At 69.7% G+C, this 21,560-nt stretch carries 21 protein-coding genes and 1 pseudogene; 16 read left to right on the forward strand and 6 right to left on the reverse strand.

Features of this window, described 5'->3' with window-relative positions:
* Positions 1-339: 339 nt before the first annotated feature.
* Positions 340-531 (reverse strand): annotated as a pseudogene (locus ACFV9C_RS34990) (nucleotide excision repair endonuclease); the annotation flags it as partial.
* 170 nt (positions 532-701) lie between these two features.
* On the opposite strand from ACFV9C_RS34990, the gene ACFV9C_RS34995 reads away from it, so the two are divergent.
* The 5 genes from ACFV9C_RS34995 (at position 702) to ACFV9C_RS35015 (ending at position 7,871) form a co-directional block, all read left to right on the forward strand.
* Positions 702-3,722 carry a PQQ-dependent sugar dehydrogenase gene (locus tag ACFV9C_RS34995; protein ID WP_380200415.1) on the forward strand — a complete coding sequence of 1,007 codons (3,021 nt, stop codon included), beginning with the start codon at positions 702-704 and terminating at the stop codon, positions 3,720-3,722.
* A gap of 42 nt (positions 3,723-3,764) precedes the next feature.
* A complete protein-coding gene (locus ACFV9C_RS35000; RefSeq protein ID WP_380200417.1) occupies positions 3,765-4,892 on the forward strand; it encodes a serine hydrolase domain-containing protein in 1,128 nt (375 codons plus the stop codon).
* 94 nt (positions 4,893-4,986) lie between these two features.
* Positions 4,987-6,306, forward strand: coding sequence for an FAD-binding oxidoreductase (locus ACFV9C_RS35005; protein WP_380200419.1), 1,320 nt, complete (start codon positions 4,987-4,989; stop codon positions 6,304-6,306).
* Positions 6,303-7,139 (forward strand): SDR family NAD(P)-dependent oxidoreductase, encoded by an 837-nt coding sequence (locus ACFV9C_RS35010; protein ID WP_380200421.1) that lies wholly within the window; start codon positions 6,303-6,305, stop codon positions 7,137-7,139. The genes ACFV9C_RS35005 and ACFV9C_RS35010 overlap by 4 nt, the downstream gene beginning before the upstream one ends.
* A 12-nt stretch (positions 7,140-7,151) precedes the next feature.
* Positions 7,152-7,871 (forward strand): endonuclease/exonuclease/phosphatase family protein, encoded by a 720-nt coding sequence (locus tag ACFV9C_RS35015; RefSeq protein ID WP_380200423.1) that lies wholly within the window; start codon positions 7,152-7,154, stop codon positions 7,869-7,871.
* Here the strand turns inward: ACFV9C_RS35015 and ACFV9C_RS35020 are convergent.
* Positions 7,856-8,323 carry a GNAT family N-acetyltransferase gene (locus ACFV9C_RS35020; RefSeq protein WP_380200425.1) on the reverse strand — a complete coding sequence of 156 codons (468 nt, stop codon included), beginning with the start codon at positions 8,321-8,323 and terminating at the stop codon, positions 7,856-7,858. The two genes, ACFV9C_RS35015 and ACFV9C_RS35020, sit on opposite strands and share 16 nt — an antisense overlap.
* On the reverse strand, positions 8,313-9,692 hold the full coding sequence (locus tag ACFV9C_RS35025) for an MFS transporter (protein WP_380200427.1): 1,380 nt from the start codon (positions 9,690-9,692) through the stop codon (positions 8,313-8,315). Before ACFV9C_RS35025 ends, ACFV9C_RS35020 begins: the two co-directional genes overlap by 11 nt.
* Before the next feature lie 108 nt (positions 9,693-9,800).
* On the opposite strand from ACFV9C_RS35025, the gene ACFV9C_RS35030 reads away from it, so the two are divergent.
* The gene (locus ACFV9C_RS35030; protein WP_380200429.1) at positions 9,801-10,388 is read left to right on the forward strand and encodes a TetR/AcrR family transcriptional regulator; all 588 of its coding nucleotides are present in this window, start codon (positions 9,801-9,803) and stop codon (positions 10,386-10,388) included.
* Here ACFV9C_RS35030 and ACFV9C_RS35035 read toward each other — a convergent pair whose 3' ends face one another.
* Positions 10,389-10,751: a cupin domain-containing protein gene (locus ACFV9C_RS35035; RefSeq protein ID WP_380200431.1), complete on the reverse strand. Its 363-nt coding sequence runs from the start codon at positions 10,749-10,751 to the stop codon at positions 10,389-10,391. It abuts the gene before it with no gap.
* Positions 10,752-10,847: 96 nt separating this feature from the next.
* Here ACFV9C_RS35035 and ACFV9C_RS35040 point away from each other — a divergent pair, with 96 nt between their 5' ends.
* A complete protein-coding gene (locus tag ACFV9C_RS35040; RefSeq protein ID WP_380200433.1) occupies positions 10,848-11,372 on the forward strand; it encodes a gamma carbonic anhydrase family protein in 525 nt (174 codons plus the stop codon).
* Positions 11,369-11,920 (forward strand): DinB family protein, encoded by a 552-nt coding sequence (locus ACFV9C_RS35045; RefSeq protein WP_380200435.1) that lies wholly within the window; start codon positions 11,369-11,371, stop codon positions 11,918-11,920. The genes ACFV9C_RS35040 and ACFV9C_RS35045 overlap by 4 nt, the downstream gene beginning before the upstream one ends.
* A gap of 750 nt (positions 11,921-12,670) precedes the next feature.
* On the opposite strand, the gene ACFV9C_RS35050 is transcribed toward ACFV9C_RS35045, so the two are convergent.
* Both ACFV9C_RS35050 and ACFV9C_RS35055 read right to left on the reverse strand, forming a co-directional pair.
* The gene (locus ACFV9C_RS35050; RefSeq protein ID WP_380200437.1) at positions 12,671-13,336 is read right to left on the reverse strand and encodes a response regulator; all 666 of its coding nucleotides are present in this window, start codon (positions 13,334-13,336) and stop codon (positions 12,671-12,673) included.
* The gene (locus tag ACFV9C_RS35055) at positions 13,333-14,985 is read right to left on the reverse strand and encodes an ATP-binding protein (protein ID WP_380200439.1); all 1,653 of its coding nucleotides are present in this window, start codon (positions 14,983-14,985) and stop codon (positions 13,333-13,335) included. The genes ACFV9C_RS35050 and ACFV9C_RS35055 overlap by 4 nt, the downstream gene beginning before the upstream one ends.
* A 181-nt stretch (positions 14,986-15,166) precedes the next feature.
* Here ACFV9C_RS35055 and ACFV9C_RS35060 point away from each other — a divergent pair, with 181 nt between their 5' ends.
* Genes ACFV9C_RS35060 through ACFV9C_RS35095 form a run of 8 tightly spaced genes read left to right on the forward strand, consistent with a single transcriptional unit; the run spans position 15,167 to position 21,436 of the window.
* A complete protein-coding gene (locus tag ACFV9C_RS35060) occupies positions 15,167-16,165 on the forward strand; it encodes a Bug family tripartite tricarboxylate transporter substrate binding protein (protein WP_380200441.1) in 999 nt (332 codons plus the stop codon).
* Positions 16,162-16,665, forward strand: a complete 504-nt coding sequence (locus ACFV9C_RS35065; RefSeq protein ID WP_380200443.1) for a tripartite tricarboxylate transporter TctB family protein — start codon at positions 16,162-16,164, stop codon at positions 16,663-16,665. The genes ACFV9C_RS35060 and ACFV9C_RS35065 overlap by 4 nt, the downstream gene beginning before the upstream one ends.
* Positions 16,665-18,173, forward strand: a complete 1,509-nt coding sequence (locus ACFV9C_RS35070; protein ID WP_380200445.1) for a tripartite tricarboxylate transporter permease — start codon at positions 16,665-16,667, stop codon at positions 18,171-18,173. Before ACFV9C_RS35065 ends, ACFV9C_RS35070 begins: the two co-directional genes overlap by 1 nt.
* A 10-nt stretch (positions 18,174-18,183) precedes the next feature.
* Positions 18,184-18,612 (forward strand): EVE domain-containing protein, encoded by a 429-nt coding sequence (locus ACFV9C_RS35075; RefSeq protein ID WP_380200447.1) that lies wholly within the window; start codon positions 18,184-18,186, stop codon positions 18,610-18,612.
* A 30-nt stretch (positions 18,613-18,642) separates the two neighbouring features.
* Positions 18,643-18,996 (forward strand): ArsR/SmtB family transcription factor, encoded by a 354-nt coding sequence (locus tag ACFV9C_RS35080; RefSeq protein WP_380200449.1) that lies wholly within the window; start codon positions 18,643-18,645, stop codon positions 18,994-18,996.
* The gene (locus tag ACFV9C_RS35085) at positions 18,989-19,465 is read left to right on the forward strand and encodes an SRPBCC family protein (RefSeq protein WP_380200451.1); all 477 of its coding nucleotides are present in this window, start codon (positions 18,989-18,991) and stop codon (positions 19,463-19,465) included. The genes ACFV9C_RS35080 and ACFV9C_RS35085 overlap by 8 nt, the downstream gene beginning before the upstream one ends.
* A complete protein-coding gene (locus ACFV9C_RS35090) occupies positions 19,466-20,134 on the forward strand; it encodes a dihydrofolate reductase family protein (protein WP_380200453.1) in 669 nt (222 codons plus the stop codon).
* A 27-nt stretch (positions 20,135-20,161) separates the two neighbouring features.
* Complete coding sequence (locus tag ACFV9C_RS35095; RefSeq protein ID WP_380200455.1) at positions 20,162-21,436, forward strand: winged helix-turn-helix domain-containing protein; 1,275 nt, start codon at positions 20,162-20,164, stop codon at positions 21,434-21,436.
* The last annotated feature ends 124 nt before the right edge of the window (positions 21,437-21,560 follow it).

Raw genomic sequence — 21,560 nt, forward strand, 5'->3', positions numbered from 1 at the left:
CGGCGACCGCCGTACGAGCCAACGCCTCCCGGTCGCCCGCCCGATCCCGAACAGCCGCCCGAACTCCTCGGCCGACCCGTCCCCCGCCACGGTGTACTGCAACGGCAGCACGCGATGCAGCCCGGAGATCGCCTGCCGGATCCGCAGCCCGCCGAGGTACGGCCCGAAGTGCGCGGCCGTACCGCTCACCGTGTGCTCGAACCGCAGCCCGGGACGGGCGCCGTCACCGAGCCGGATGTACCCGACCACCTCGGCCCCGCCCTCGGTCCGGTTCCACCGCGGCTTCGAGTGCTCGAGCAGATTCCGCTCCAGCCAGGCCGCCTCGTGCTCCGAGTCGCACCAGACCCCTTCCACCCGGTCGATCCGCCGCACCATCCGCGCGAGGTGCGGCCGGTCGCCCAGATGCGTCCAGTACGACTGCACCCGGCGCCGCAGGTTCCACGCCCGCCCGATGTACAGCACCTTGCCCGCGTCGTCCCGGAACCGGTACACGCCCGGACCGGTCGGAAGCTCCCGGATGCCGCTGATCATCAGCCCAGTGTGCCTGCTCGGACCGGCGGCGTGACCGCGTGGCGGCGGGTTGGCCACGAAAGCCTGCCGGGCCTTGCGCAGCGTCGTACCGAAGGTTCATTCTGACGGGCGATCCGGGTGCTTGCAGGGGGCTGTGGGGACAAGCGCCGGAGTTCGGGCCTGGGGGCGTCGTGAGGAAATCTGCCCGGTGGCTGCGCTGTGCGCTGCCCACTTTGTGTGTCGTACTGCTGCTGCCGTTCGCCGTGATCGCGCCGGCACGCGCCGCGGTCACACCGTCCGCTTTCAGTGAGCAGGTCGTGTTCAGCGGACTCAACAGTCCAACGAACGTGGCGTTCTCGCCGGACGGTCGCGTCTTCGTGGCCGAGAAGAGCGGGCTGATCAAGGTCTTCAGTTCGCTCGACGACCCGAACCCGAAGGTGTACGCCGACCTGCGCACGGAGGTTTACAACTACTGGGACCGCGGGCTGCTCGGGATCGCGCTGCATCCCAACTTCCCTACGGATCCACGCATTTACGTGCTGTACACGCACGACGGGCTGATCGGCGGCCCGACGCCGAAGTGGGGTACGCCGGACACCGACGCGGACCCGTGTCCGTCACCGCCCGGACCGACGGCGCGCGGCTGCCTGGCCAGTGCGCGGCTCTCGGTGCTGAACGCGAACGGAGCGGAGCAGGTGCTGGTCGAGGACTGGTGCCAGGTGTTCCCGAGCCACTCGATCGGCTCGATCGAGTTCGGTCCGGACGGCATGCTGTACGCCGGGGGTGGCGACGGCGGGAGCTTCAGCTACGTCGACTACGGGCAGAACGGCAATCCGCCGTCCGACCTCTCGCCGGACAACCCGTGTGGCGACGGCCCGGCAGCAGTGGGCGCGAAGCTCACAGCGCCGACCGCCGAAGGTGGTGCGCTGCGCGCGCAGGACCTCCGTACGCCGAACGACCCGACCACGCTGGACGGTTCGATCATCCGTATCGACCCGGACACCGGGCAGGCCGCGCCCGGCAACCCGCTGAGCAGCAGCACCGACCCGAACGCGCGCCGGATCGTCGCGGAGGGCCTGCGGAACCCGATGCGGCTCACGTTCCGCCCCGGCACGAACGAGCTGTGGATCGGCGACGTCGGGTACTCGACCTGGGAGGAGATCGACCGGATCGCCGATCCGAAGGCGGGCGTCACGAACTTCGGCTGGCCGTGCTACGAAGGCCCCGCGCAGCAGCCCGCGTACGCCGCCGCGAAACTGAACATCTGCCAGAACCTGTACGCCGCCGGCCCGTCCGCGGTGGCGCAGCCGTACTACGCGTACAACCACGCCGACAAGGTCGGTGGAACCTGCTCGACCGGGAGCTCGTCGATCTCCGGAATGTCCTTCTACAAAGGCGGAAACTACCCGGCGCAGTACGACGGCGCGCTGTTCTTCACCGACTACAGCCGCAAGTGCACGTGGGCGATGATGCCCGGCAGCAACGGTCTGCCTGATCCCGCGAACATCCAGCTGTTCGCGTCGGGGTACGGCGCGACGCGGCTGCAGACCGGGCCGGGCGGCGACCTGTTCGCGGTGGACTACGACAACGGCCGGATCCTGCGGTACGTGTACAACGGGACCAACAACCCGCCGACGGCGATCATCCACGCCACCCCGGCGAGCGGGCCGACGCCGCTGACCGTGACCTTCGACGGGACCGCGTCGAACGACCCCGACGGCGATCCACTCACGTACGCGTGGGATGTGGACGGCGACGGCCTGTTCGACGACTCCACGGCGGCGACCGTGCAGCACACGTACACGACCAGCGGGACGGTGACCGCGCGCTTGCGGGTGTCGGACGGGAAGACGTCGACGACCACGTCCGTGCAGATCAACGTGGCGAACACGGCGCCGACGGCAACGATCACCGCACCGGGTCCGGCAACGACCTGGAAGGTTGGCGACACCATCAACTTCTCCGGGTCGGCGACGGATCCCGAGCAGGGCACGCTGCCGGGGTCGGCGCTGACCTGGACGTTGATCATGCACCACTGCCCGAGCGACTGCCACACGCACACGATCACGTCGTTCACCGGGGCCACCGGTTCGTTCGTCGCGCCCGACCACGAGTACCCGTCGTACCTCGAACTGAGGCTGACGGCAACGGACTCCGGCGGGCTGACCGACACCAAGAGCGTGCTGCTGAACCCGCGGACGACGGAGCTGACGGTCAACTCGTGGCCGCCAGGGATGCCGCTGGCGATGGGGAACGCGGCCGGGGAGAGTCCGTTGGTCGGGACAACGATCGTCGGGTCGAGCGTGTCGGTGTCGGCCGATCCGGCGCAGCCGGTGGCGAACGAGATGTACCGGTTCGGGCTGTGGAGCGACGGCGGGGTCCGCGACCACAACCTGGTGGCTCCGGATCGCGTGGCGACGACGTACTCGGCGTCGTACGGGCTGAAGCACAACCTGGCCCGCGGGCGTCCGGCCCTTGCCTCGAGCACCTATGTCGCGGGCCGCGAACCGGCGAAGGCCGTCGACGGTTCGATGAAGACGGCATGGGCGAGCGCGCGGACCGATGCGCAGTGGTACCAGGTCGATCTCGGATCGGTGCAGGTCGTGAACCGGGTGCTGATGAACTGGATGTCGTCGGCGTACGCGAAGGCGTACCAGATTCAGGCGTCCGGCAGCGGGCGTACGTGGAAGACAGTTTCGGCAACTGTCTCCGGCGGCGGCGGGACCGACAACGTGACGTTCTCGCCGATCTTCGCGCGGTACGTCCGGCTGGTCGCGACGAAGCGGGCCGTTGCCGGGAGCTACTACTCGTTGTGGGAGTTCGGGGTGTTCGGCGACACCGGGTCCGCCGTCGGGATCGGCGGCAAATGCATCGACGTGTACCAGGCGCTGACCACGGACGGCACGCCGACGACGCTCTACACCTGCAAGGGCTCCGCGAACCAGCAGTGGACTCCGTCGACCGACGACGGCACCATCCGCACGATGGGCAAGTGCCTGACGGCGGGCGGTACGACCTCGAAGTCGCCGGTCGTGCTGTGGACCTGCGACGGATCGGCCGGCCAACGATGGCGACCGTCGTACGACGGCACCTTGCAGAACACCGCCTCCGGATACTGCCTGGACGCATCCGGCGCCTCGTCCGCGAACGGCACGAAGCTGATCCTCTACCAGTGCACCGCCGCCGTGAACCAACGCTGGGCGCTGCCGTAATTCGATCGTGCTGACAGGGTGCGTCGGCCTATCGTTCGGCGCATGAGTCGGGGATGGGTGGAGGACGGGTTCGGAGCCGTTGCGGACACGTTCGCGGAGAACTTCAGGTTGTTCCCGGAGCTCGGGGCGGCAGTCACCGTGTACGCCGGTGGCCGCAAGGTGGTCGAGCTCTGGGACGGCGAGGCGGCCCCGGGGCGGGCGTGGTCGGCGGAGACCGTGGTGCCGGTGTTCTCGTGTGCGAAGGGGATCGTGAGTGTCGTCGTCCATCTCCTGGCGCAGGAGGGGCGGCTGGACCTGGATGCTCCGATCGGGACGTACTGGCCGTCGTTCGTTGCTCACGGCAAGGAGAACATCAGCTGCCGGATGGTGCTCGGGCACCGGGCCGGGGTCCCGGTGCTGGACAAGACGCTGACGTTCGACGAGATCGCGGCGTGGGACCCGGTGATCGCGGCGATCGAGGAGCAGCAGCCGTTGTGGGAGCCGGGGTCGACGTACGAGTACCACGGGCACGTGTTCGGGTTCGTGCTCGGTGAGGTGGTACGGCGCATCACCGGGCAGTTGCCAGGTGCGTACTTCCGTACCGTGATCGGGGATCCGCTCGGCCTGCGGGCGTGGATCGGGCTGCCGGCGGCTGAGCTGCCCACGCTGGCGCGGCTCGCGGAGGCGGACAGTCGGCCGGGGATCGACCCGGAGCACCTGCTGATGCGGATCGTGACGATGAACGGGGCGCTGGAGTTTCCCGGTCTCGACGTACCGCACGGGTGGAACGACCCGGCGCTGCTGGGGATGGAGCTACCGGGGGCCGGAGCGGTCGCGTCGGCGACCGGGCTGGCCGGGGTGTACGCGGCGGCGATGACCGGGCTCGACGGTGCGCCGCCGCTGCTGTCGACCGCGACCGTCGACGATGCGTTGCGTGAGGTGTCTTCCGGCGTTGGGTTCCTGGGCTTCGACGGCGGCGCGCGGTGGGGCTCCGGCTTTCTGCTCGACTCGTCGTTCCGGCCTACGCTCGGGCCTCGGAGCCTTGCGAACGACGGCGCGGGTGGCCAGTTCGCGTTCGCGGACGACGAGCACGGCATCGCGTTCGCCTACACGGCCAACCGCATGATCGGCCACGGCGACCCACGCGCGAGCCGTCTGGTCGCGGCGCTCCCCCGGACCGGGACGAAATAGCCCGACGTTTTGTGATGTGGGGTTGTTCACGTCACAGGTGGTGAGTGGCGGTCGTCAGGTGTTTGTTCGATGAGGACAAACGCGAAGGAACGTCATGACTGCAGTGGTCGAAGGATTTGGTGGGCAGGTCTTCGGGCCTCAGGACGAGGGGTACGACGCGGCGAGCCGGACCGTGCTGGTCGCCGGCCGCCCGGCGTACGTACTCCGGCCGGCGAGCGTCGACGACGTACGGAAGGCCGTCCGGTACGCCGTGGACAGCGGGCTGCCGCTCGCGGTGCGGGGTGGTGGGCACTCGTTCCCGGGGTTCGGGACGAACGACGGCGGCGTGGTGATCGACCTGTCCGGCCTGGCCGGGGTCGAGGTGGTCGACAAGGACAAGCACGTGGTGCGGATCGGCGGCGGCGCCACCTGGGGGCAGGTCGCGGCCGCGCTGGCGCCGCACAACCTGGCGATCTCGTCGGGTGACACGAAGAGCGTCGGCGTCGGCGGGCTGACGCTGAGCGGCGGGATCGGGTGGAAGGTCCGCAAGTACGGTCTCGCGCTGGACAGCCTGGTCGCGGTCGAGCTCGTGACCGCCGCGGGCGACGTCGTCCGGGCGTCGGCGGACGAGAACGCCGACCTGTTCTGGGCGGTCCGCGGTGGCGGCGGGAACTTCGGGGTGGTGACCGCGTTCGAGTTCGCGGCGCATCCGACCACCGACATCCACTTCGGGAAACTGACGTTCCCGGCGGCCGAGATCGCCGAGGTGCTGCCGCGCTGGGCGCAGTACCTGCGGACCGCGCCGGCCGAGCTGACCTCGATCGCCGGGTTCGCGAACCCGTTCCTCGGCGGCCCCGAGGCGCCGCTGGAGATCCAGGTCGCGTACGACGGTGACGACCCGGAGCTCGCCGCGCGGGCGATCGACCCGATCCGCGACCTCGGCACGCTGCTGTCCGACAACGTCGCAGTGACGCCGTACGCCGAGGTGCTGGAGGAGGGCATGGTCCCGCCGCCGGGGATCCAGCTGGTGACCCGAAGTGCCTTTGTCGACAAGGATTCGGTGCCCGAGGTCCTGCGGATCCTCGCCGCGGCCGGTACGTCGCAGGGCGCGCCGATCATCGCGGTCCGCAGCGTCGGCGGCGCGGTGGCGCGGGTCGCAGACGACGCGACGGCGTACGCGCACCGGCAGGCGGAGCTGATGTTCGCCACCACGACGATCGGCCCGCCACCGGTGATCGAGGCGACCCGGCCGGGCCGCGAGCAGCTGTGGGAGACGCTGCGTCCGCACGTGAACGGCGCGTACGCGAACTTCCTGTCCGACGACGATCCCACCGACGTGTACCCGGCCGCGACGTACGAACGGCTGGCCGGAATCAAGCGGAAGTACGATCCCGAGAACGTTTTCGCCGGCAACCACAACGTGCGGCCGGCATGAGCAAGGTCTGGTTCGTCACCGGCTCGTCCCGCGGCCTCGGCCGGAGTTTCGTGGAGGCCGCGCTGGCCCGCGGGGACAAGGTGGCGGCGACGGCGCGGTCGAGTCCGACGGGGTTGAGCGAGAAGTACGGTGACGCCGTGCTGCCGTTGGTCCTGGACGTCACTGACAAGGACAACGTTTTCGCGGCCGTCGACCAGGCGCAGGCGCACTTCGGGCGGCTGGACGTGATCGTCAACAACGCCGGGTACGGGCTGTCCGGAGCGGTCGAGGAGCTCGACGAGTCGCAGCTCCGGGACCAGCTGGAGACGAACCTCTTCGGTCCGCTCTGGGTCGTCCAGGCGGCCCTGCCGTACCTGCGCGACCAGGGCGACGGCCGCATCATCCAGGTGTCGTCGGTGGCCGGCCTGCTCGGGCTTCCGCTCGGCGGCGCGTACTGCGCGTCGAAGTGGGCGCTCGAGGGACTGAGCGAAGTACTCGCCCAGGAGGTGGCGGGCTTCGGCGTCAAGGTCACGATCCTCGAGCCCGGCGGCTACGCGACCGACGGCGTCACCGGCGGCGTGCAGTCCGCCGGGATCCCGCTGTACGACGACCTGCGCGCGGCGCTCACGGCGTACGTCGCGGCCGCGGACTTCGGCGATCCGGACGCCGCCGGACGCGCGTGCCCGAGCGCAGCGAGGGCACCATCAAGCACAGTCTCGAACTCGCCGACACCCCGAACCAGGTCCATCGGACCCTTCTTCGGCACCCAGGGCTACCCGATGGCCCAGCAGGCGTACGCGGACCGCTTGAAGACCTGGGCAGACTGGCAGGACCTGTCGGTGAAAGCCATGTGAAAGGCTTTACGTATGCGGACCTTGACGTTCAACATCCACCACGGCGTGGGTGTGGGCGGCAAGCTCGACCTCGAGCGGGTCGCGCAGACGATCGAGGCCTCCGGTGCCGACGTGGCCGGCCTGCAAGAGGTCGACAAGTACTTCGCTGCGCGCAGCAACTGGGAGGACCAGCCGTCCTGGTTGGCGGCACGCCTGAAGATGAACCAAGTCTTCGCCGCCAACCTGGACTGGGATCCCCCGGAGCCGGGCAAACCGCGCCGGCAGTACGGGACGCTCGTCCTGTCGAAGTACCCGATCGTCGACTCACGCAACACCCTGCTCCCGCTGCACGCCGGCAGCGAGCAGCGCGGTCTGCTGGAAGCGCTGATCGACGTGGACGGTACGCCATTGCGCTTCGCCGACACGCATCTCACCACGGACAACGACGGCGAACGCCTCGAGCAGGCGAACGCCGTCGTCGAGCTGTTGGAGGACGCTCCCGAGGCGACGCTGCTCGTCGGCGACCTGAACGCCGTACCGTCATCGGCCGAGGTCAAGACGCTGACGGCGCAGTGGGCCGACACCTGGCGGGAGAAGGGGTTCGGTCCCGGCTTCACCAACCCGGTTCCGCTGCCGGCCAGGCGGATCGACTACCAGCTGCACAGTTCGCAGCTGGTGCCGACCGCCGCGTCGGTCCTGCTGAGGTTCGCGTCCGACCACTATCCGGTCGCGGCCACCTATTCCTTCAGCTGACGCTCGTACGCGTCCGCCGACCAGCTGGCCGCCGTTTTCGTGACCAGGTGAGCGCCGATGCGTTCGTAGAAGCGGTAGCCGGCGGTGTTCTCCAGGCGCAGACCCCAGCCGATCGGGAGACGTTCCGGGAGGGCGATCCGGGCCAGCGCCAGCATCAGCTGACGACCGACGCCGGCGTCGCGGAACGGCTTGCGGACATAGAGATCGTCGAGGGCCAACTGATCCCCGCCGACCCACAGGTACGGGCGCCGGAGCGCGGAGACGTACCCCGCGACCGCGCCGTCCACCGACGCGACCAGCACGATCACGTCCGGCCGCTCGAGGAACTCCTCCCAGTCCGCGACCTCCGCCGTCACGTACACGCGCTGATCCTGGTAGGCGGCCAGCTCCCCCAGCATCGTCAGCACGGTCTCCGCGTCCACGCTCTCCGCGCGGCGGATCTCAATGGACATGCGCCGTCTCCCCTGTGGGCTTGAACGACGGTACGACGATCAGCGTCAGCGCGGCAGCGATCGCGGCCGTGATCGCCGCGAACGTGAAGCCCCGCGTGAACCCGGTCGTCACGGTACCGGCGAGACTCGCCGCCGCCACGCTCGACACCACCGCGACACCGAGCGACGCACCGAACTCGTGGAACGTGCTCAGGATGCCCGACGCCAGCCCCGCCTCGTGGTGCGCGATCTGCCCGAACGTCGTCGTCGAGGACGCCACGAACGCCGCGCCGAGCCCGACCGTCCCGACCGCCATCCCGGTCACCACCACCGCCGCGCCGTCCCACAGCGCGGGCGCCGCGACACCGATCGCGGTGAGCAGGAACCCGGCGATCGCGATCGGCCGCGCGCCGACCTTGCCGACGAACTGACCGGCCAGATGCGCGCCGGCGATCGCCGCCACCGCCACCGGCAGGAACAGCAGCCCGGTACGCAGGGCGCCGTACTGCTTGAAGTGCTGGAGGTAGAACGAGCCGAGGAAGAACATCGAGATCATCAGCGCGGTCGCGATCAGCAACATCAAGGTGCCTGAGGCAACGGATCGGCGGGCGAGGATCCGGAGGTCCATCAGCGGCGAGCGGACGGTGCGCTGCACCCACGCGAACCCGCCGTACAGGACGAGCGCGCCGGCCAGCGTGCCGAGGGTCGCGGCGGACAACCACCCGCGGTCGCCGGCGTTGATCAGCGCGTAGATCGCCGTACCGGTGCCGGCGGTCACCAGCAGTGCGCCCGGTACGTCGAGGCGGCCCTGCTGCTCGCCGGGCTGGTCGGCCGGGAGCATCCGGAACAGCACGATGAACACGACCAGGCCGATCGGCAGGTTGATGTAGAACACCCACTGCCAGCCGGGACCCGCGGTCAGCAGGCCGCCGAGCAGTACGCCGATCGCGGAACCGCCGCCGCCCATCGCGGACCAGATGCCGAGCGCCTTGTTCCGTTCCTCGCCGTCGAACGTCTTCGTGACCACGGAAAGCGCCGCCGGGGACAGCATCGCGGCGCCGATCCCCTGCGCGACCCGGCCGCCCAGCAGGACCTCCGGACCGTGCGCCAGACCGGTGACCAGGGAGGCGAGCGTGAAGACGGCGAGGCCGGCCAGTACGACGCGCCGGGAGCCGAACAGGTCCGCGGCGCGACCACCGAGCAGCATCAGGCCGCCGAACATCAGCGTGTACGCGCTGACCACCCAGGTCAGCGTCTCGCGCCGCAGGTGCAGGTCGGTCTCGATGTTGGGCAGCGCGATCGCGACCACGGTCACGTCGAGGATCAGCATGAACTGCGCCACGGCGAGCAACCCCAGCAGCCGCCACCGCCGAGGGTCCGGTTGATTCATGATCTCGTCCTTAAGTTGAACAGGTATGTACGAGTTGAAGGTAACTCGTACACTGCTGTTCGACAAGAGGAAGTCGTACAATGGTGTTCGAGATCAGGGAGGTCCCGGATGACAGTCACCACCAGGCGTGCGGACGCACAGCGCAACATCGACGCGATCCTGTCCGCCGCCGCGGACTGTCTGAGCCGCAACCCGGCGGCGAGTACGTCGGAGATCGCGAAGGCGGCCGGTGTCGGCCGGGTGACGCTGTACGGGCACTTCCCGTCCCGCGCCGAGCTGCTCGACGCGGTGTTCGTCCGGGCGATCGCGACCGGCGAGGAATCGCTCGGGCAGGTCGACCTGACCGGCGATCCGCGCGCGGCGCTGATCCGGCTGATCGAGACGAGCTGGGAACTGGTCGACGGGTTCCGGACACTGTTGGTCGCGGCTCAGGAAGTGCTGCCGCCGGCGCGCGTACGGGACCTGCACGCCGACCCGATGGCGCGGGTGGAGCGATTGCTGGAACGCGGGCGCGCGGAGGGCGCGTTCCGGACCGACCTGCCGACGACGTGGCTGGTCAGCATCATGCACAACGTGATGCACGGCGCCGCGAACGAGATCCAGGCCGGGCGGATCACCTCGGCCGAGGCAGCGCCGTACATCACCGCGACACTACTGGCGGCGTACACACCGCCAGGCGAGCGCGTGCCGGTCTGACTACTCGAGCCAGATCGTCTCGAACGTCGGGTTCGCGTGGATGTGGACGGCCTCGTAGCCGCCCGGGCCGGTGCGGAACTTGTGCGGGGTGTCCGCCGGTACCACCAGGATCTGGCCCGCCGTACCGACGATCTCCTCGCCGTCGACGGTGAACGTCGCCGAACCACGCCGGATGATGAAGGTCTCGGCGTACGGATGCTTGTGCAGCCGCGGGCCGCTTCCCTCCTTGGTCGTCGACTCCAGAATCAGCGAGACACCGGCGCCACCGGGCAACTCGGTGTAGTTCTCGGTCCATTCCTCACCGTCGGCGCGCCCGTCGGCCCGGCTGATCACCGCGGCCCCGGACTTCGCGATCTCGGTCATGCCACCCTCCTCGGTCGATCCAGCCCACCGTAACCGCCCACCGGCTCGGCGCACAGGAGGGTTTCGGCCAGCTCCGTGCCGTTTAGGGTGTTGGGCATGCCGCTGTATTCGTTCGAAGGTAAGCGCCCGACCGTGCACCCCGACGCGTGGATCGCGCCCACCGCGACCCTCGTCGGCGACGTGGTCGTCGAGGCCGGGGTCTCCATCTGGTACGGCGCCGTGATCCGCGCCGACCTCGGCACGATCACCATCCGCGCCGGCGCGAACATCCAGGACAACACCGTCATCCACGTCGGCCACAACGGCTGCGAGATCGGCCCGAACGCCACCGTCGGCCACCAGTGCCTCGTCCACGACTGCACCATCGGCGAACAAGCCCTCGTCGGCAACGGCGCCATCGTCCTCGACGGCGCCGTCATCGGCCCCCGCTCCCTGGTCGCCGCCGGCTCCACCGTCACCCCCGGCGCCGTCGTACCCCCGGAATCGGTCGCGATGGGCAGCCCCGCCAAGAAGATCGTCCCGCTCGACGGCACCGCCAAACTCTTCGTCGACCACAACGCCACCGTCTACCACGCCCTCGCCGAACGCCACGCCGCCACCGTCGAACAGGTCGACCCGTGATCGACGACTTCGCGAAGACCTACCTGCACGATGCGCTGCGCTACGTGCGCGGGTCGCTGGTCGAGAAGGTCGAGGGATTGTCCGAGTACGACGTACGCCGCCCGCTCACGCACACCGGCACGAACCTGCTCGGCCTCATCAAACACCTCACGCTGACCGAGGCCCGATACCTCGGCAACATCTTCGACCGCCCCTACCCCGAGCCACTCCCGAGCTTCACCGATCCCGGCTATGCGAACCGGCATCACCTGTGGGTCCCCGAGCACGAGACGCGAACGCAGATCCTCACCAACTACGAGCGAGCCCGCGCCCACGCCGACAGCACCATCGAAGCCCTCCCGATCGACACCCCCGCCACAGTCCCCTGGTGGCCCAGCCCGGACGTCATGCTCTTCAACGTCCTCGTCCACGTCCTCACCGAAACCAACCGCCACGCAGGCCACGCCGACATCCTCCACGAACAACTCACCGGCCCGGCCGACCCTTCGGTGGATTGGGCGTCCCACCGAGCCCAAATAGAAGCCGCCGCCCGCGCCGCTGAACAGTAGAGAAGTGGGATGTGGTCAGCCCCCGCGTGCTCCGGAGGTGCTCCGGTCGCGGTGCTCCCTCCCGCACCCGCTGCGCGCTGCCACCCAACCCGCCGGCTTGGCGCCTGCCTTTGCACGCTGCCGCGGGCGAGTTGCGACCTGCCGCTCGCGGGTGAGTGCTAGGTCGGCGCAGTTCGTAGGACGGGGCGTGTGACTGGCCCGGGGTACCGGCCCGTGGCACGCGACCTGGTCCGAACCGGCCGGCTCCTGCGAACTTGCGATACCCCAGGGGTCCTGCAACAGGCTATTGCCTATCGTCGGTCACCGTAGGGTGTTCACGGTCCCGCCGAGCGCCACCTCCACCTCCCCACTCCCCACTCACCACCTCCCCACTCACCACCTCCTCACTCACCACCGCTCGCCACCTCCGCCGCTCATCACCTCCAACCCTCCACTGGCCGCCTCCACCGCTCACGGCCCGCCTCCACCGCTCACGGCCCGCCTCCACCGCTCACGGCCCGCCTTCAGCGCTCACAAGCCGCGCCACTCACCACCAGCCGCCTCACCCAGCACACCCGCCTAGGGCAGTCGCCCGCGAGCGGCAGCTCGCAACTCGCCCGCGGCAGCGGGCAAAAGGCCGGCGCCAAGCCGGTGGATGGGTGGGAGCGCGCGCAGCAGGTGCGGGAGGGAGCGGCAGCGACCGGAGCGCCTGCGGAGCACGCGGGGGGCGGACCACATCCCCCCGTCCTCACATCCGTCTCCTCCAGTACCTCAGCTTTTCCAGGTGTAGCGGCGTTCGGGGCGGCCGGTGGTGCCGTAGCGGAGGGTTACTTCGGCTTGGCCTTGGGTGGTGAGGAATTCGAGGTAGCGGCGGGCGCTGACGCGGGAGATGCCGATGCGTTCGGCGCATTCGGCGGCGGAGAGGTTTTCGGGGGCGTTGCGGAGGGCGGTCGTGACCAGGTCGGTGGTTTCCTGGGAGAGGCCTTTGGGGAGGCGGTTGGTCAGGGGGCGGGCGGGGGCGAGGACGCGGTCGACGTCCGCCTGGGAGGTGACCTGCGAAGGGATGCTCGCGCGGCGCCGGGCGTACTCCTGCAACCGCACCCGCAGATCCTCGAAACCGAAGGGTTTCAGCAGGTAGTTCACGACCCCTTGGCGGACAGCACCCCGAACGGCCTCCGCCTCGCGGGCGGCGGTGATGACGAGGATGTCGACCGACGGCTGTACGGCGCGAAGCCGGGCGATCAGGTCCAGGCCGAAGACGTCGGGCAGGTACAGGTCCAGCAGTACCAGGTCGGGCGTCAGCGACTCCAGCGCGGAGACGGCGGCGTCGCCGGAGTTCGCCGTACCGACGACTTCGAAGCCGTCGACGCGGTCGACGAAGCCGCGGTGGATGCGGGCCACCATGAAGTCGTCGTCGACGACCAGGACCGTGATCATCGGGCTCCTTCCGGTGTGCGTTGGGTGGACATCCGGGCGATGAACGCGGCGCCGCCGTCGGTCGGGTTGGTGACCGCGACCTCGCCGCCGCGGCGGCGGCAGATCAGCCGGGTCATCGCGAGCCCGATGCCGCGCTCGCCCTCGGCGGCGGCCTTGGTGGTGAACCCGTGCGCGAACACCTCCTGCGCCAGCTCGGGTGCGACGCCGGGGCCGGAGTCCCGTACGACGATCTCCACCGAGCTCGCGTCCTGCCGGAGTTCGACCTCGACCCAGGCGGGTGACAGCGGCGTACCGGACTGGGCGGCGGCGTCGACGGCGTTGTCGACGAGGTTGCCGAGGACGGTCGCGATGTCCGCGGACAGCGACGGGTCGAGGCGGAGCAGGGTGGTCCGTTCGGACACCCGGAGCTCGACGCGGCGTTCGGCAGCGAGCGAGGACTTCGCCATCAGCAGGGCGGCGACCGTGGTGTCGTGGACCCGCCGGGTCACGGTCAGGTCGAGCGATTCACGATAGCGGTTCAGCGCGCCGACGTACGTCACGACCTCGTCGTACTCCCCGATCTGGATCAGTCCGGAGATCGTGTGCAGCTGGTTCGCGAACTCGTGGGTCTGCGCCCGGAGCAGCTCCGCGGACGAGCGGAACGAGCCGAGCTCCCGCTCCAGCTGCGCCAGCTCGGTCCGGTCGCGGAGCGTGGTGACGGAGCCCAGCGACCGGCCGTCCTTCACCACACTCATCCGGTTCATCACGAGCACCCGGCCACGCCGTACGACGACCGCATCGCGCGCCTCGTCGTCGCCGGACAGCACCTCGCGCAGGCGGCCCTCGACGCCTAGCTCCTTCAAGGACTTGCCGACCGCGTCCGACGGCAGATCGAGCAGCCGGCGGCCGACGTCGTTCACCAGCGTCACGCGCAGATGGGGGTCGAGGGCAACGACTCCTTCGGCGAGCCCGTACAGCATGGCTTCCCGGTGTTCGGCCAGCCCGGCGATCTCCCGCGGTTCGAGGCCGAGCGTCTGCCGCTTGATCCGGCGCGCGAGCAGCCACGACCCGAGCAGCCCCAGCACACACGCGATCCCGAGATAGATCGCCAGGTACGACGATGCGCCGCGCAGCCGCTGCAGTACGGAAGGTGACCGCTCGCCCACCATGACGGTGCCGATCTGGTCGCCGAGCGTCCCGTCGGGCCGGCCGAAGCTGTCCCGGCCCTCGCTGAGCACGGGAACCTGTGCGACCAGCTCCCGGGAGCTGTCGACCCGCAGCTCGCCGGACCAGCCGCGACGCTTGTCACCCGCCGGATCACCGTACGTGAGATTTGTGCCGATCAGCGTCGGGTTCGTTGCCGCGATCACCTTTCCGTGTGCGTTCGCGACCGTGATCGACGTGACACCGGACTGCGCGAGGCTGGTCTGCAGCGTGGGCGCGAGCATCTCCGCGGGCGCCGGGTTCCGGATGTTGAACCGCAGCGCGGGGCTCCCGGACAGTTGCTCGGCCAGCAAGGTGACGCGGCGGCCCTCGACCCGGTTGAAGGTGGCGGCGGACTGCGCGAGCGAGACCGCGGCGACCGCGACCAGCACGATCACCACGATCGCCAGCTGCAGCACCAGCAGCTGACCGGCCAGCGTCGGCCGTCTGCCGAGTCGTACCGCCATCTTCACCTCCCTACACGTCCTGCCGCATGATCACCGTTGCGGCGCCCGAGTGCCACAGTTCACCCTGATTCGGCCTGTGACCACAATGAACTCAACCACCGCTGCGGCCACAACGCAGACTCCGACAGCTCCGGAGGTCCACGATCGTCGCCACCTGAACACCTCCTGAAAGGATCCGCCAATGAGGTCCAGGCCACTGCTGATCGCGGCCGTCGCGCTGCTCGGCATCACCGCCTGCGGGGCGACCGCGAACAAGACCGACGCCGCGAACGAGGACAGCGGGAAGCCGGCCACCGGGCTGCGGCTGATGGTGCCGAACACGGCCGGCGGCGGGTACGACACCACCGCACGGGTCGCCGCGAAGGCGATGGAGGACGCGAAGATCGCCACCGGCGTCCAGGTGTTCAACCTGCCCGGCGCCGGCGGTACGGTCGGCCTGCAGCGGGTCGTGAACGAGAAGGGCAACGGCAAGCTCGCGATGCAGATGGGCCTCGGCGTCGTCGGCGCGACGTACACCTCGAAGTCCAAGGCGACGCTCACCCAGACCACCCCGATCGCGAAGCTGATCGAGGAGGCCGGCGCGATCGTGGTGCCGAAGAACTCGCCGTACAAGACGATCCAGGATCTCGTCACCGCCTGGAAGGCGAACCCGAAGGGGATGGCGGTCGGCGGCGGCTCGTCGCCCGGCGGGCCGGACCACCTGCTGCCGATGCAGCTCGCGCAGGCGGTCGGCATCGAGCCGAAGGACGTCAACTTCGTCTCGTACGACGGCGGCGGCGAGTTGCTGCCCGCGCTGCTCGGGAGCAAGATCGCCTTCGGGACCAGCGGTTTCGGCGAGTTCCTCGACCAGGTGGACAGCGGCCAGGTCCGGGTCCTCGCGGTGAGCAGCGAGCAGCCGATCGAGGCGCTGAAGGACGTGCCGACGCTGAAGGGCTCCGGTATCGACCTGGTGTTCACGAACTGGCGCGGGATCGTGGCGCCGCCCGGGATCAGCGACGCGGACAAGAAGGTCTGGATCGACGCGCTGACCACGATGCACGACTCCGCCGAGTGGAAGGCCGAGGAGAAGAAGCACGGCTGGACCGACGCGTTCGTCACCGGTGACGAGTTCGGCAAGTTCCTCACCGACCAGGACAAGGCCGTCGCGGACATCCTGACCAAGCTGGGCCTGGCGTCGTGACCGAGGCCGCGACCCGGCGGCCGGATCGTGCGCAGTACGGAGTGTGCGGGGTGCTGGCGGTGGTCGGCGTCCTGGTGATCGCCGACGCCGCCCGGCTCCCGCACATTGCCACCAGCAACGATCCGATCGGCCCGAAGCCGGTGCCGATCGTGCTCGGCGTACTCCTGCTGGTGGTCGCCGCGCTGTACGCCGTGGACGTGACCCGCGGCGGCACCGGCGCGGCCGAGGAGGGCGAGGACGTCGACGTGACGTCCCCGGTCGACTGGCGCACCGTCCTGCTGCTGATCGCCGCGTTCGTGGTCAACCTGGCGACGATCGAGCCGCTCGGCTGGGTGATCAGCGGGACCCTGCTGTTCTGGGGTTCGGCGTTCGCCCTCGGCAGCCGGCACCACCTCCGCAACCTGTTCATCGCGGTCGCGCTGTCGCTGGCCACGTTCTACGGATTCGCGATCGGGCTCGGGGTCGGCCTGCCGGCCGGCGTACTGCAAGGGATTCTCTGATGGACAACCTGATGAACCTGCTGAACGGGTTCGGCGACGTACTCACCCCGGTCAACCTGCTGCTCGCGCTGCTCGGTGTCACCGTCGGTACGGCGGTCGGCGTGCTGCCCGGGATCGGTCCGGCAATGACGGTCGCGCTGCTGCTGCCGATCACGTACGGACTGGAGCCGGTGCAGGCGTTCATCATGTTCGCCGGCATCTTCTACGGCGGCATGTACGGCGGCTCCACCACGTCGATCCTGCTGAACACACCGGGCGAGTCGTCGTCGGTGGTGACGGCGATCGAGGGCAACAAGATGGCCCGCGCCGGGCGGGCCGCGCAGGCGCTCGCGACGGCGGCGATCGGGTCGTTCGTCGCGGGCACGATCGGGACGATGCTGCTGGTGCTGGTCGCGCCGCAGGTGGTCAAGTTCGCGATCAGCCTGGGTGCGCCGGACTACCTGGCGATCATGCTGCTCGCGTTCGCGGGCGCCACCTCGGTGCTCGGGTCGTCGCGGATCCGCGGGTTCGCGGCCTTGCTGCTCGGGCTGGTGATCGGCCTGGTCGGGATCGACAAGGTGACCGGTCAGCAGCGGCTCACGATGGGCATCCCACAGCTTGCCGACGGCATCGACGTCGTGGTGGTTGCCGTCGGCATCTTCGCGGTCGGCGAGGCACTCTGGGTCGCCGCGCACCTGCGCCGCAACCCGGGCACGGTGATCCCGGTCGGCCGCCCGTGGATGGGCAGGTCGGACTGGCGGCGGTCGTGGAAGCCGTGGCTGCGCGGTACGGCGTTCGGCTTCCCGATCGGTGCGCTGCCGGCCGGCGGCGCGGAGATCCCGACGTTCCTGTCGTACGCGACCGAGAAGAAGCTGTCGAAGCACCCGGAGGAATTCGGGAACGGCGCGATCGAGGGGGTCGCCGGGCCGGAGGCGGCGAACAACGCATCCGCGGCGGGGACGCTCGTACCGATGCTGGCGTTGGGTCTGCCCACGAACGCGACGGCGGCGGTGATGCTGGCCGCGTTCACGTCGTACGGCATCCAGCCCGGGCCGCTGCTGTTCCAGCGCGAGCCGAAGCTGGTGTGGGCGCTGATCGCGAGCCTGTTCATCGGCAACCTGTTCCTGCTGCTGCTCAACCTGCCGCTGGCGCCCGCGTGGGCGAAGCTGCTGCAGATCCCGCGCCCGTACCTGTACGCCGGGATCATCTTCTTCGCCTCGATGGGTGCGTACGCCGTGAACGCGCAGCCGCTCGACCTGCTGCTGCTCCTGGTGCTCGGGCTGCTCGGGTTCGGGATGCGCCGGTTCGGTCTGCCGGTGCTGCCGCTGATCATCGGCGTGATCCTCGGCCCGATCGCGGAACGGCAGGCCCGGATGGCGCTGCAGCTGTCCAACGGCGACGCCTCCGGCCTGGTCGGCGGGCCGGTCGCGTACGTGATCTACGTCGCGATCCTGCTGATGATCGCCTGGCCGCTGATCGCGAAACTGCGCCGGAAAATCATGACGAAAGATGTCGTAATTTCCGCCTGACACTGGATGCATGAACGAGATGCAGAGGGCTTGGCTGGGTGTGGTCTCCGCGGACCACACCCAGCGCGCCGTTCAGGGCGGCTTCATCCAGCTCAACCACGGCAAGCGGTACGGCGTCGCCCGGCTGCGGCGTGGCGACGGGTTCGCGATCTACTCCCCGACCGAGCAGTACCGCGAGAAGCAGCCGCTGCGGGCGTTCACGGCGCTCGGCGTGGTCGCGGACGACGCGCCGTACCAGGCTGAACCGATGTCGATGGGCGAGCGCGGCACGGTCCAGCCGTGGCGCCGGCGGATCGAGTTCCTCCCGGTCCACCGGGCGATGCTCCGCGACGTCGACCTCCAGCTGACCCGCCCAGCGAACTGGGGCTACCAACTCCGCCGCGGCCTGGTCCCGCTCACGGTGCTGGACTTCGAGGCACTGCGCGCCCTAATGGCTTGACGTATGCCGATATAGGCATATGATCGTGGCATGGCACGGGCGGCGACGACCTCGGATGCGTTCAACGCGATTGCGGAGCCGCAGCGCCGGGACATCCTGGTGTTGCTGCGCGGCGGCGAGCGGCCCGTCACCGAGGTGGCCCGCGATCTGGGCATGAGCCAGCCGCAGGCGTCCAAGCACCTGCGGGTGTTGCGGGAGGTCGGTCTGGTGCGGGTTCGCGGCGCGGGCAAGCAGCGGCTGTACGACCTGGACGCGCGCGGGCTGCGGCCGGTGCACGAGTGGGTGGGCGGGTTCGAGGACTTCTGGAACGAGACCTTCGGGCGACTGGACGAGTACGTGCAGGAGCTCAAGCAGGAACGGCGAAAGGGACCACAGGATGAGTAGCGCCGAGGCGGACCGGGAGATCGTGATTTCCCGGCTGATCAACGGCCCACGGGAGCTGGTGTTCGAGGCCTTCACCGAGGTCCGGCACCTGTCGCAGTGGTGGGGACCGGCGGGCTTCAGCACCAAGACCCGGTCGTTCGAGTTCCGCGTCGGCGGCGACTGGGACTTCGTGATGCACGGGCCGGACGGCACCGAGTACCAGGAGTGGATCACCTGGTCCGAGATCGACCCGCCGGCCCGGATCGCCCTGGCCCACGGCGAGTCCCGCGACGACCCGAACGCCTTCGCGTCCGTGCTCACCTTCGAGCCGGCCGGCGAGCGGACCCGGATCGTGATGTCCACGCTGTTTCCCAGCAAGGAACTGCGCGACGAGGCGGTGGAGAGGTACCACGCTGTCGAGGGCGGCGAGCAGACGCTGCACAACCTGGCGACGTACGTCGCCGAACTGACCGGAAGGGATGTGGACTGAATGACTGGAAAGGTCTTCTTCGGCGTGACGATGTCGCTCGATGGCTTCGTCGCGCCGGTCGCGGACGTGACTGTCGCGGAGGTGTTCTCGCCCGAGGGCAAGGACAATCCGCGGGTCCAGACCTGGCTGCGAAAGTGGGGCGAGCTGCAGGCGTGGCTGTTCCCGCAGCGCTCGTTCCGGGAGAACCTGAAGCTCGGCGAGGGCGGCGAGGAAGGCCTCGACGACGATCTCTCCCGGGCGACCATGGAGCGGATCGGCGCGAACGTGATGGGCAAGCGGATGTTCGACGGCGGCGAGCTGGCCTGGCCGGAGGAGGCGCCGTTCCACACCCCGGTGTACGTCGTCACGCACACGGAACGCGAACCGTGGGTACGCCCGGGCGGGACCACGTTCCACTTCGTCAACGACGGCATCGAGAGCGCGCTGTTCCAGGCCCGCGAGGCGGCCGGCGACCAGGACGTACGGATCTCCGGCGGCGCCGACACGATCCAGCAGTACCTGAACGCCGGCCAGGTCGACGAGTTCTCGATCTCGTTGGCGCCCGTACTGCTCGGCAGCGGCATCCGGCTGTTCGACCACGTGGACGCCGACCGGATCGCGCTGGAGCAGATCCGTACGGACGCGTCGTCGCAGGTCACCCACCTGACGTACAAGGTTTCCAAGCGGTGACCCCATGCCGCGCTATACGTTCGACTCATGGTGGCCGTGGGCGACGAGGTCTCGACGGAAGTGGCGCGGCGGATCGCGCTGAGCGTCCAAGGATTCGGCGCGCCGCATCAGCCGGGTGACGTGCGCTGGGCGATCCGGCAGGCCGCCGTACTGCAGCTGGATTCGGTGAACGTGCTGTGCCGGTCGCACTATCTGCCTGTGTACGCGCGGGTGGGCAACTACCCGCGGGCGGCCCTGGACGAGCTGAGCTGGGGCGCGGAGCGGGAGCTGTTCGAGTACTTCTGGGGCCACAAGGCCGCGCTGATCCCGCTCGCCAACTACCCGCTGATGCGCTGGCGGATGCGGGCCGCCGAGCGGCAGGTGTGGGACGAGGAGCTGAGCCCGGACGTGACCGCGCCGTGGTCGGTGGTCGCGGGGATGCGCCGGCTGACCGCCGAGCGGCCCGGGTACGTCGACCAGGTCCTGCAGCTGGTCACCGACCAGGGCCCGCTGACGGCGGGGGACGCGAGCCCGGACGGCGTACGGCGGAAGCGCAGCGACCCGGACCCGGATCCGACCACCGGGACGATGTGGAACTGGCAGGACGCGAAGATCGCGATCGAGTACTTGTTCTGCACCGGGCAGGTGACGATCGCGGGGCGGCGGCACTTCGAACGAATCTACGACCTGACCGAGCGGGTGCTGCCGGCCGGCGTCCTCGCGGCGCCGGAGCCGACCGCGGCCGAGGCACGGCGGGAGCTGGTCCGGATCGCGGCCCGTGGGCTAGGGATCGGGACGTTGCGGGAGCTCTGCGGCGGGACCGGGCAGGCGCACTTTCCGTTGCCTGCCGCAACTGGTCGCGAGGTGATCGGGGAGCTGGTGGACGCCGGCGAGCTGGTGCCGGTGCGGGTCGAGGGTGTGAAGCAGCAGTCGTACCGCTGGCACGAGGCACAGGACCGGCCGGTGGACGCCTGCGCGCTGTTGTCGCCGTTCGACCCGCTGATCTGGAACCGCGATCGAGCCCAGCGGCTGTTCGACTTCTTCTACCGGATCAGCATCTACACGCCGGCACCGCAGCGCGTCCACGGCTACTACGTCCTGCCGTTCCTGCTCGGCGACCGGCTGGTCGCCCGGGTCGACCTCAAGGCCGACCGCCCGGAGTCGACGCTGGTCGTCCCCACCCTCACTCCCGAACCCGGAGCTGCCGACTTCGTCGAGCCCCTGGCAGCCGAGCTCCGCCAACTGGCCGCCTGGCTCGGGCTCGAGCACATCCGGGTCACCGCCACCTCCCCTGCCGCCAAGGCGCTGGCCCGCAGCCTCTGATCAACTCCTGGGGTCACGCGACAAGCTATTGCTTGGGGGGGGGGCCCCCCGCGCGGGCCGTGGAGGCGGGGGGGGGCCCCGGGGGGGGGGGGCGCCCCCCCCGCCGGGGGGGGGGGGGGGCCAA

The organism is Kribbella sp. NPDC059898 (assembly GCF_042730855.1).
GTDB lineage: Bacteria > Actinomycetota > Actinomycetes > Propionibacteriales > Kribbellaceae > Kribbella.

Excerpts from the sequence above, each read along its gene's own strand:
- ACFV9C_RS35000 (WP_380200417.1), top strand. The coding sequence starts at position 3,765 with ATGAGTCGGGGATGGGTGGAGGACGGGTTCGGAGCCGTTGCGGACACG.
- ACFV9C_RS35035 (WP_380200431.1), bottom strand. The coding sequence starts at position 10,751 with ATGACCGAGATCGCGAAGTCCGGGGCCGCGGTGATCAGCCGGGCCGAC.
- ACFV9C_RS35090 (WP_380200453.1), top strand. The coding sequence starts at position 19,466 with ATGACTGGAAAGGTCTTCTTCGGCGTGACGATGTCGCTCGATGGCTTC.
- ACFV9C_RS35075 (WP_380200447.1), top strand. The coding sequence starts at position 18,184 with ATGAACGAGATGCAGAGGGCTTGGCTGGGTGTGGTCTCCGCGGACCAC.
- ACFV9C_RS35040 (WP_380200433.1), top strand. The coding sequence starts at position 10,848 with ATGCCGCTGTATTCGTTCGAAGGTAAGCGCCCGACCGTGCACCCCGAC.
- ACFV9C_RS35020 (WP_380200425.1), bottom strand. The coding sequence starts at position 8,323 with ATGTCCATTGAGATCCGCCGCGCGGAGAGCGTGGACGCGGAGACCGTG.
- ACFV9C_RS35025 (WP_380200427.1), bottom strand. The coding sequence starts at position 9,692 with ATGAATCAACCGGACCCTCGGCGGTGGCGGCTGCTGGGGTTGCTCGCC.
- ACFV9C_RS35015 (WP_380200423.1), top strand. The coding sequence starts at position 7,152 with ATGCGGACCTTGACGTTCAACATCCACCACGGCGTGGGTGTGGGCGGC.
- ACFV9C_RS35085 (WP_380200451.1), top strand. The coding sequence starts at position 18,989 with ATGAGTAGCGCCGAGGCGGACCGGGAGATCGTGATTTCCCGGCTGATC.
- ACFV9C_RS35080 (WP_380200449.1), top strand. The coding sequence starts at position 18,643 with ATGGCACGGGCGGCGACGACCTCGGATGCGTTCAACGCGATTGCGGAG.
- ACFV9C_RS35070 (WP_380200445.1), top strand. The coding sequence starts at position 16,665 with ATGGACAACCTGATGAACCTGCTGAACGGGTTCGGCGACGTACTCACC.
- ACFV9C_RS35060 (WP_380200441.1), top strand. The coding sequence starts at position 15,167 with ATGAGGTCCAGGCCACTGCTGATCGCGGCCGTCGCGCTGCTCGGCATC.
- ACFV9C_RS35005 (WP_380200419.1), top strand. The coding sequence starts at position 4,987 with ATGACTGCAGTGGTCGAAGGATTTGGTGGGCAGGTCTTCGGGCCTCAG.
- ACFV9C_RS35055 (WP_380200439.1), bottom strand. The coding sequence starts at position 14,985 with ATGGCGGTACGACTCGGCAGACGGCCGACGCTGGCCGGTCAGCTGCTG.
- ACFV9C_RS35010 (WP_380200421.1), top strand. The coding sequence starts at position 6,303 with ATGAGCAAGGTCTGGTTCGTCACCGGCTCGTCCCGCGGCCTCGGCCGG.
- ACFV9C_RS35050 (WP_380200437.1), bottom strand. The coding sequence starts at position 13,336 with ATGATCACGGTCCTGGTCGTCGACGACGACTTCATGGTGGCCCGCATC.
- ACFV9C_RS35095 (WP_380200455.1), top strand. The coding sequence starts at position 20,162 with ATGGTGGCCGTGGGCGACGAGGTCTCGACGGAAGTGGCGCGGCGGATC.
- ACFV9C_RS35030 (WP_380200429.1), top strand. The coding sequence starts at position 9,801 with ATGACAGTCACCACCAGGCGTGCGGACGCACAGCGCAACATCGACGCG.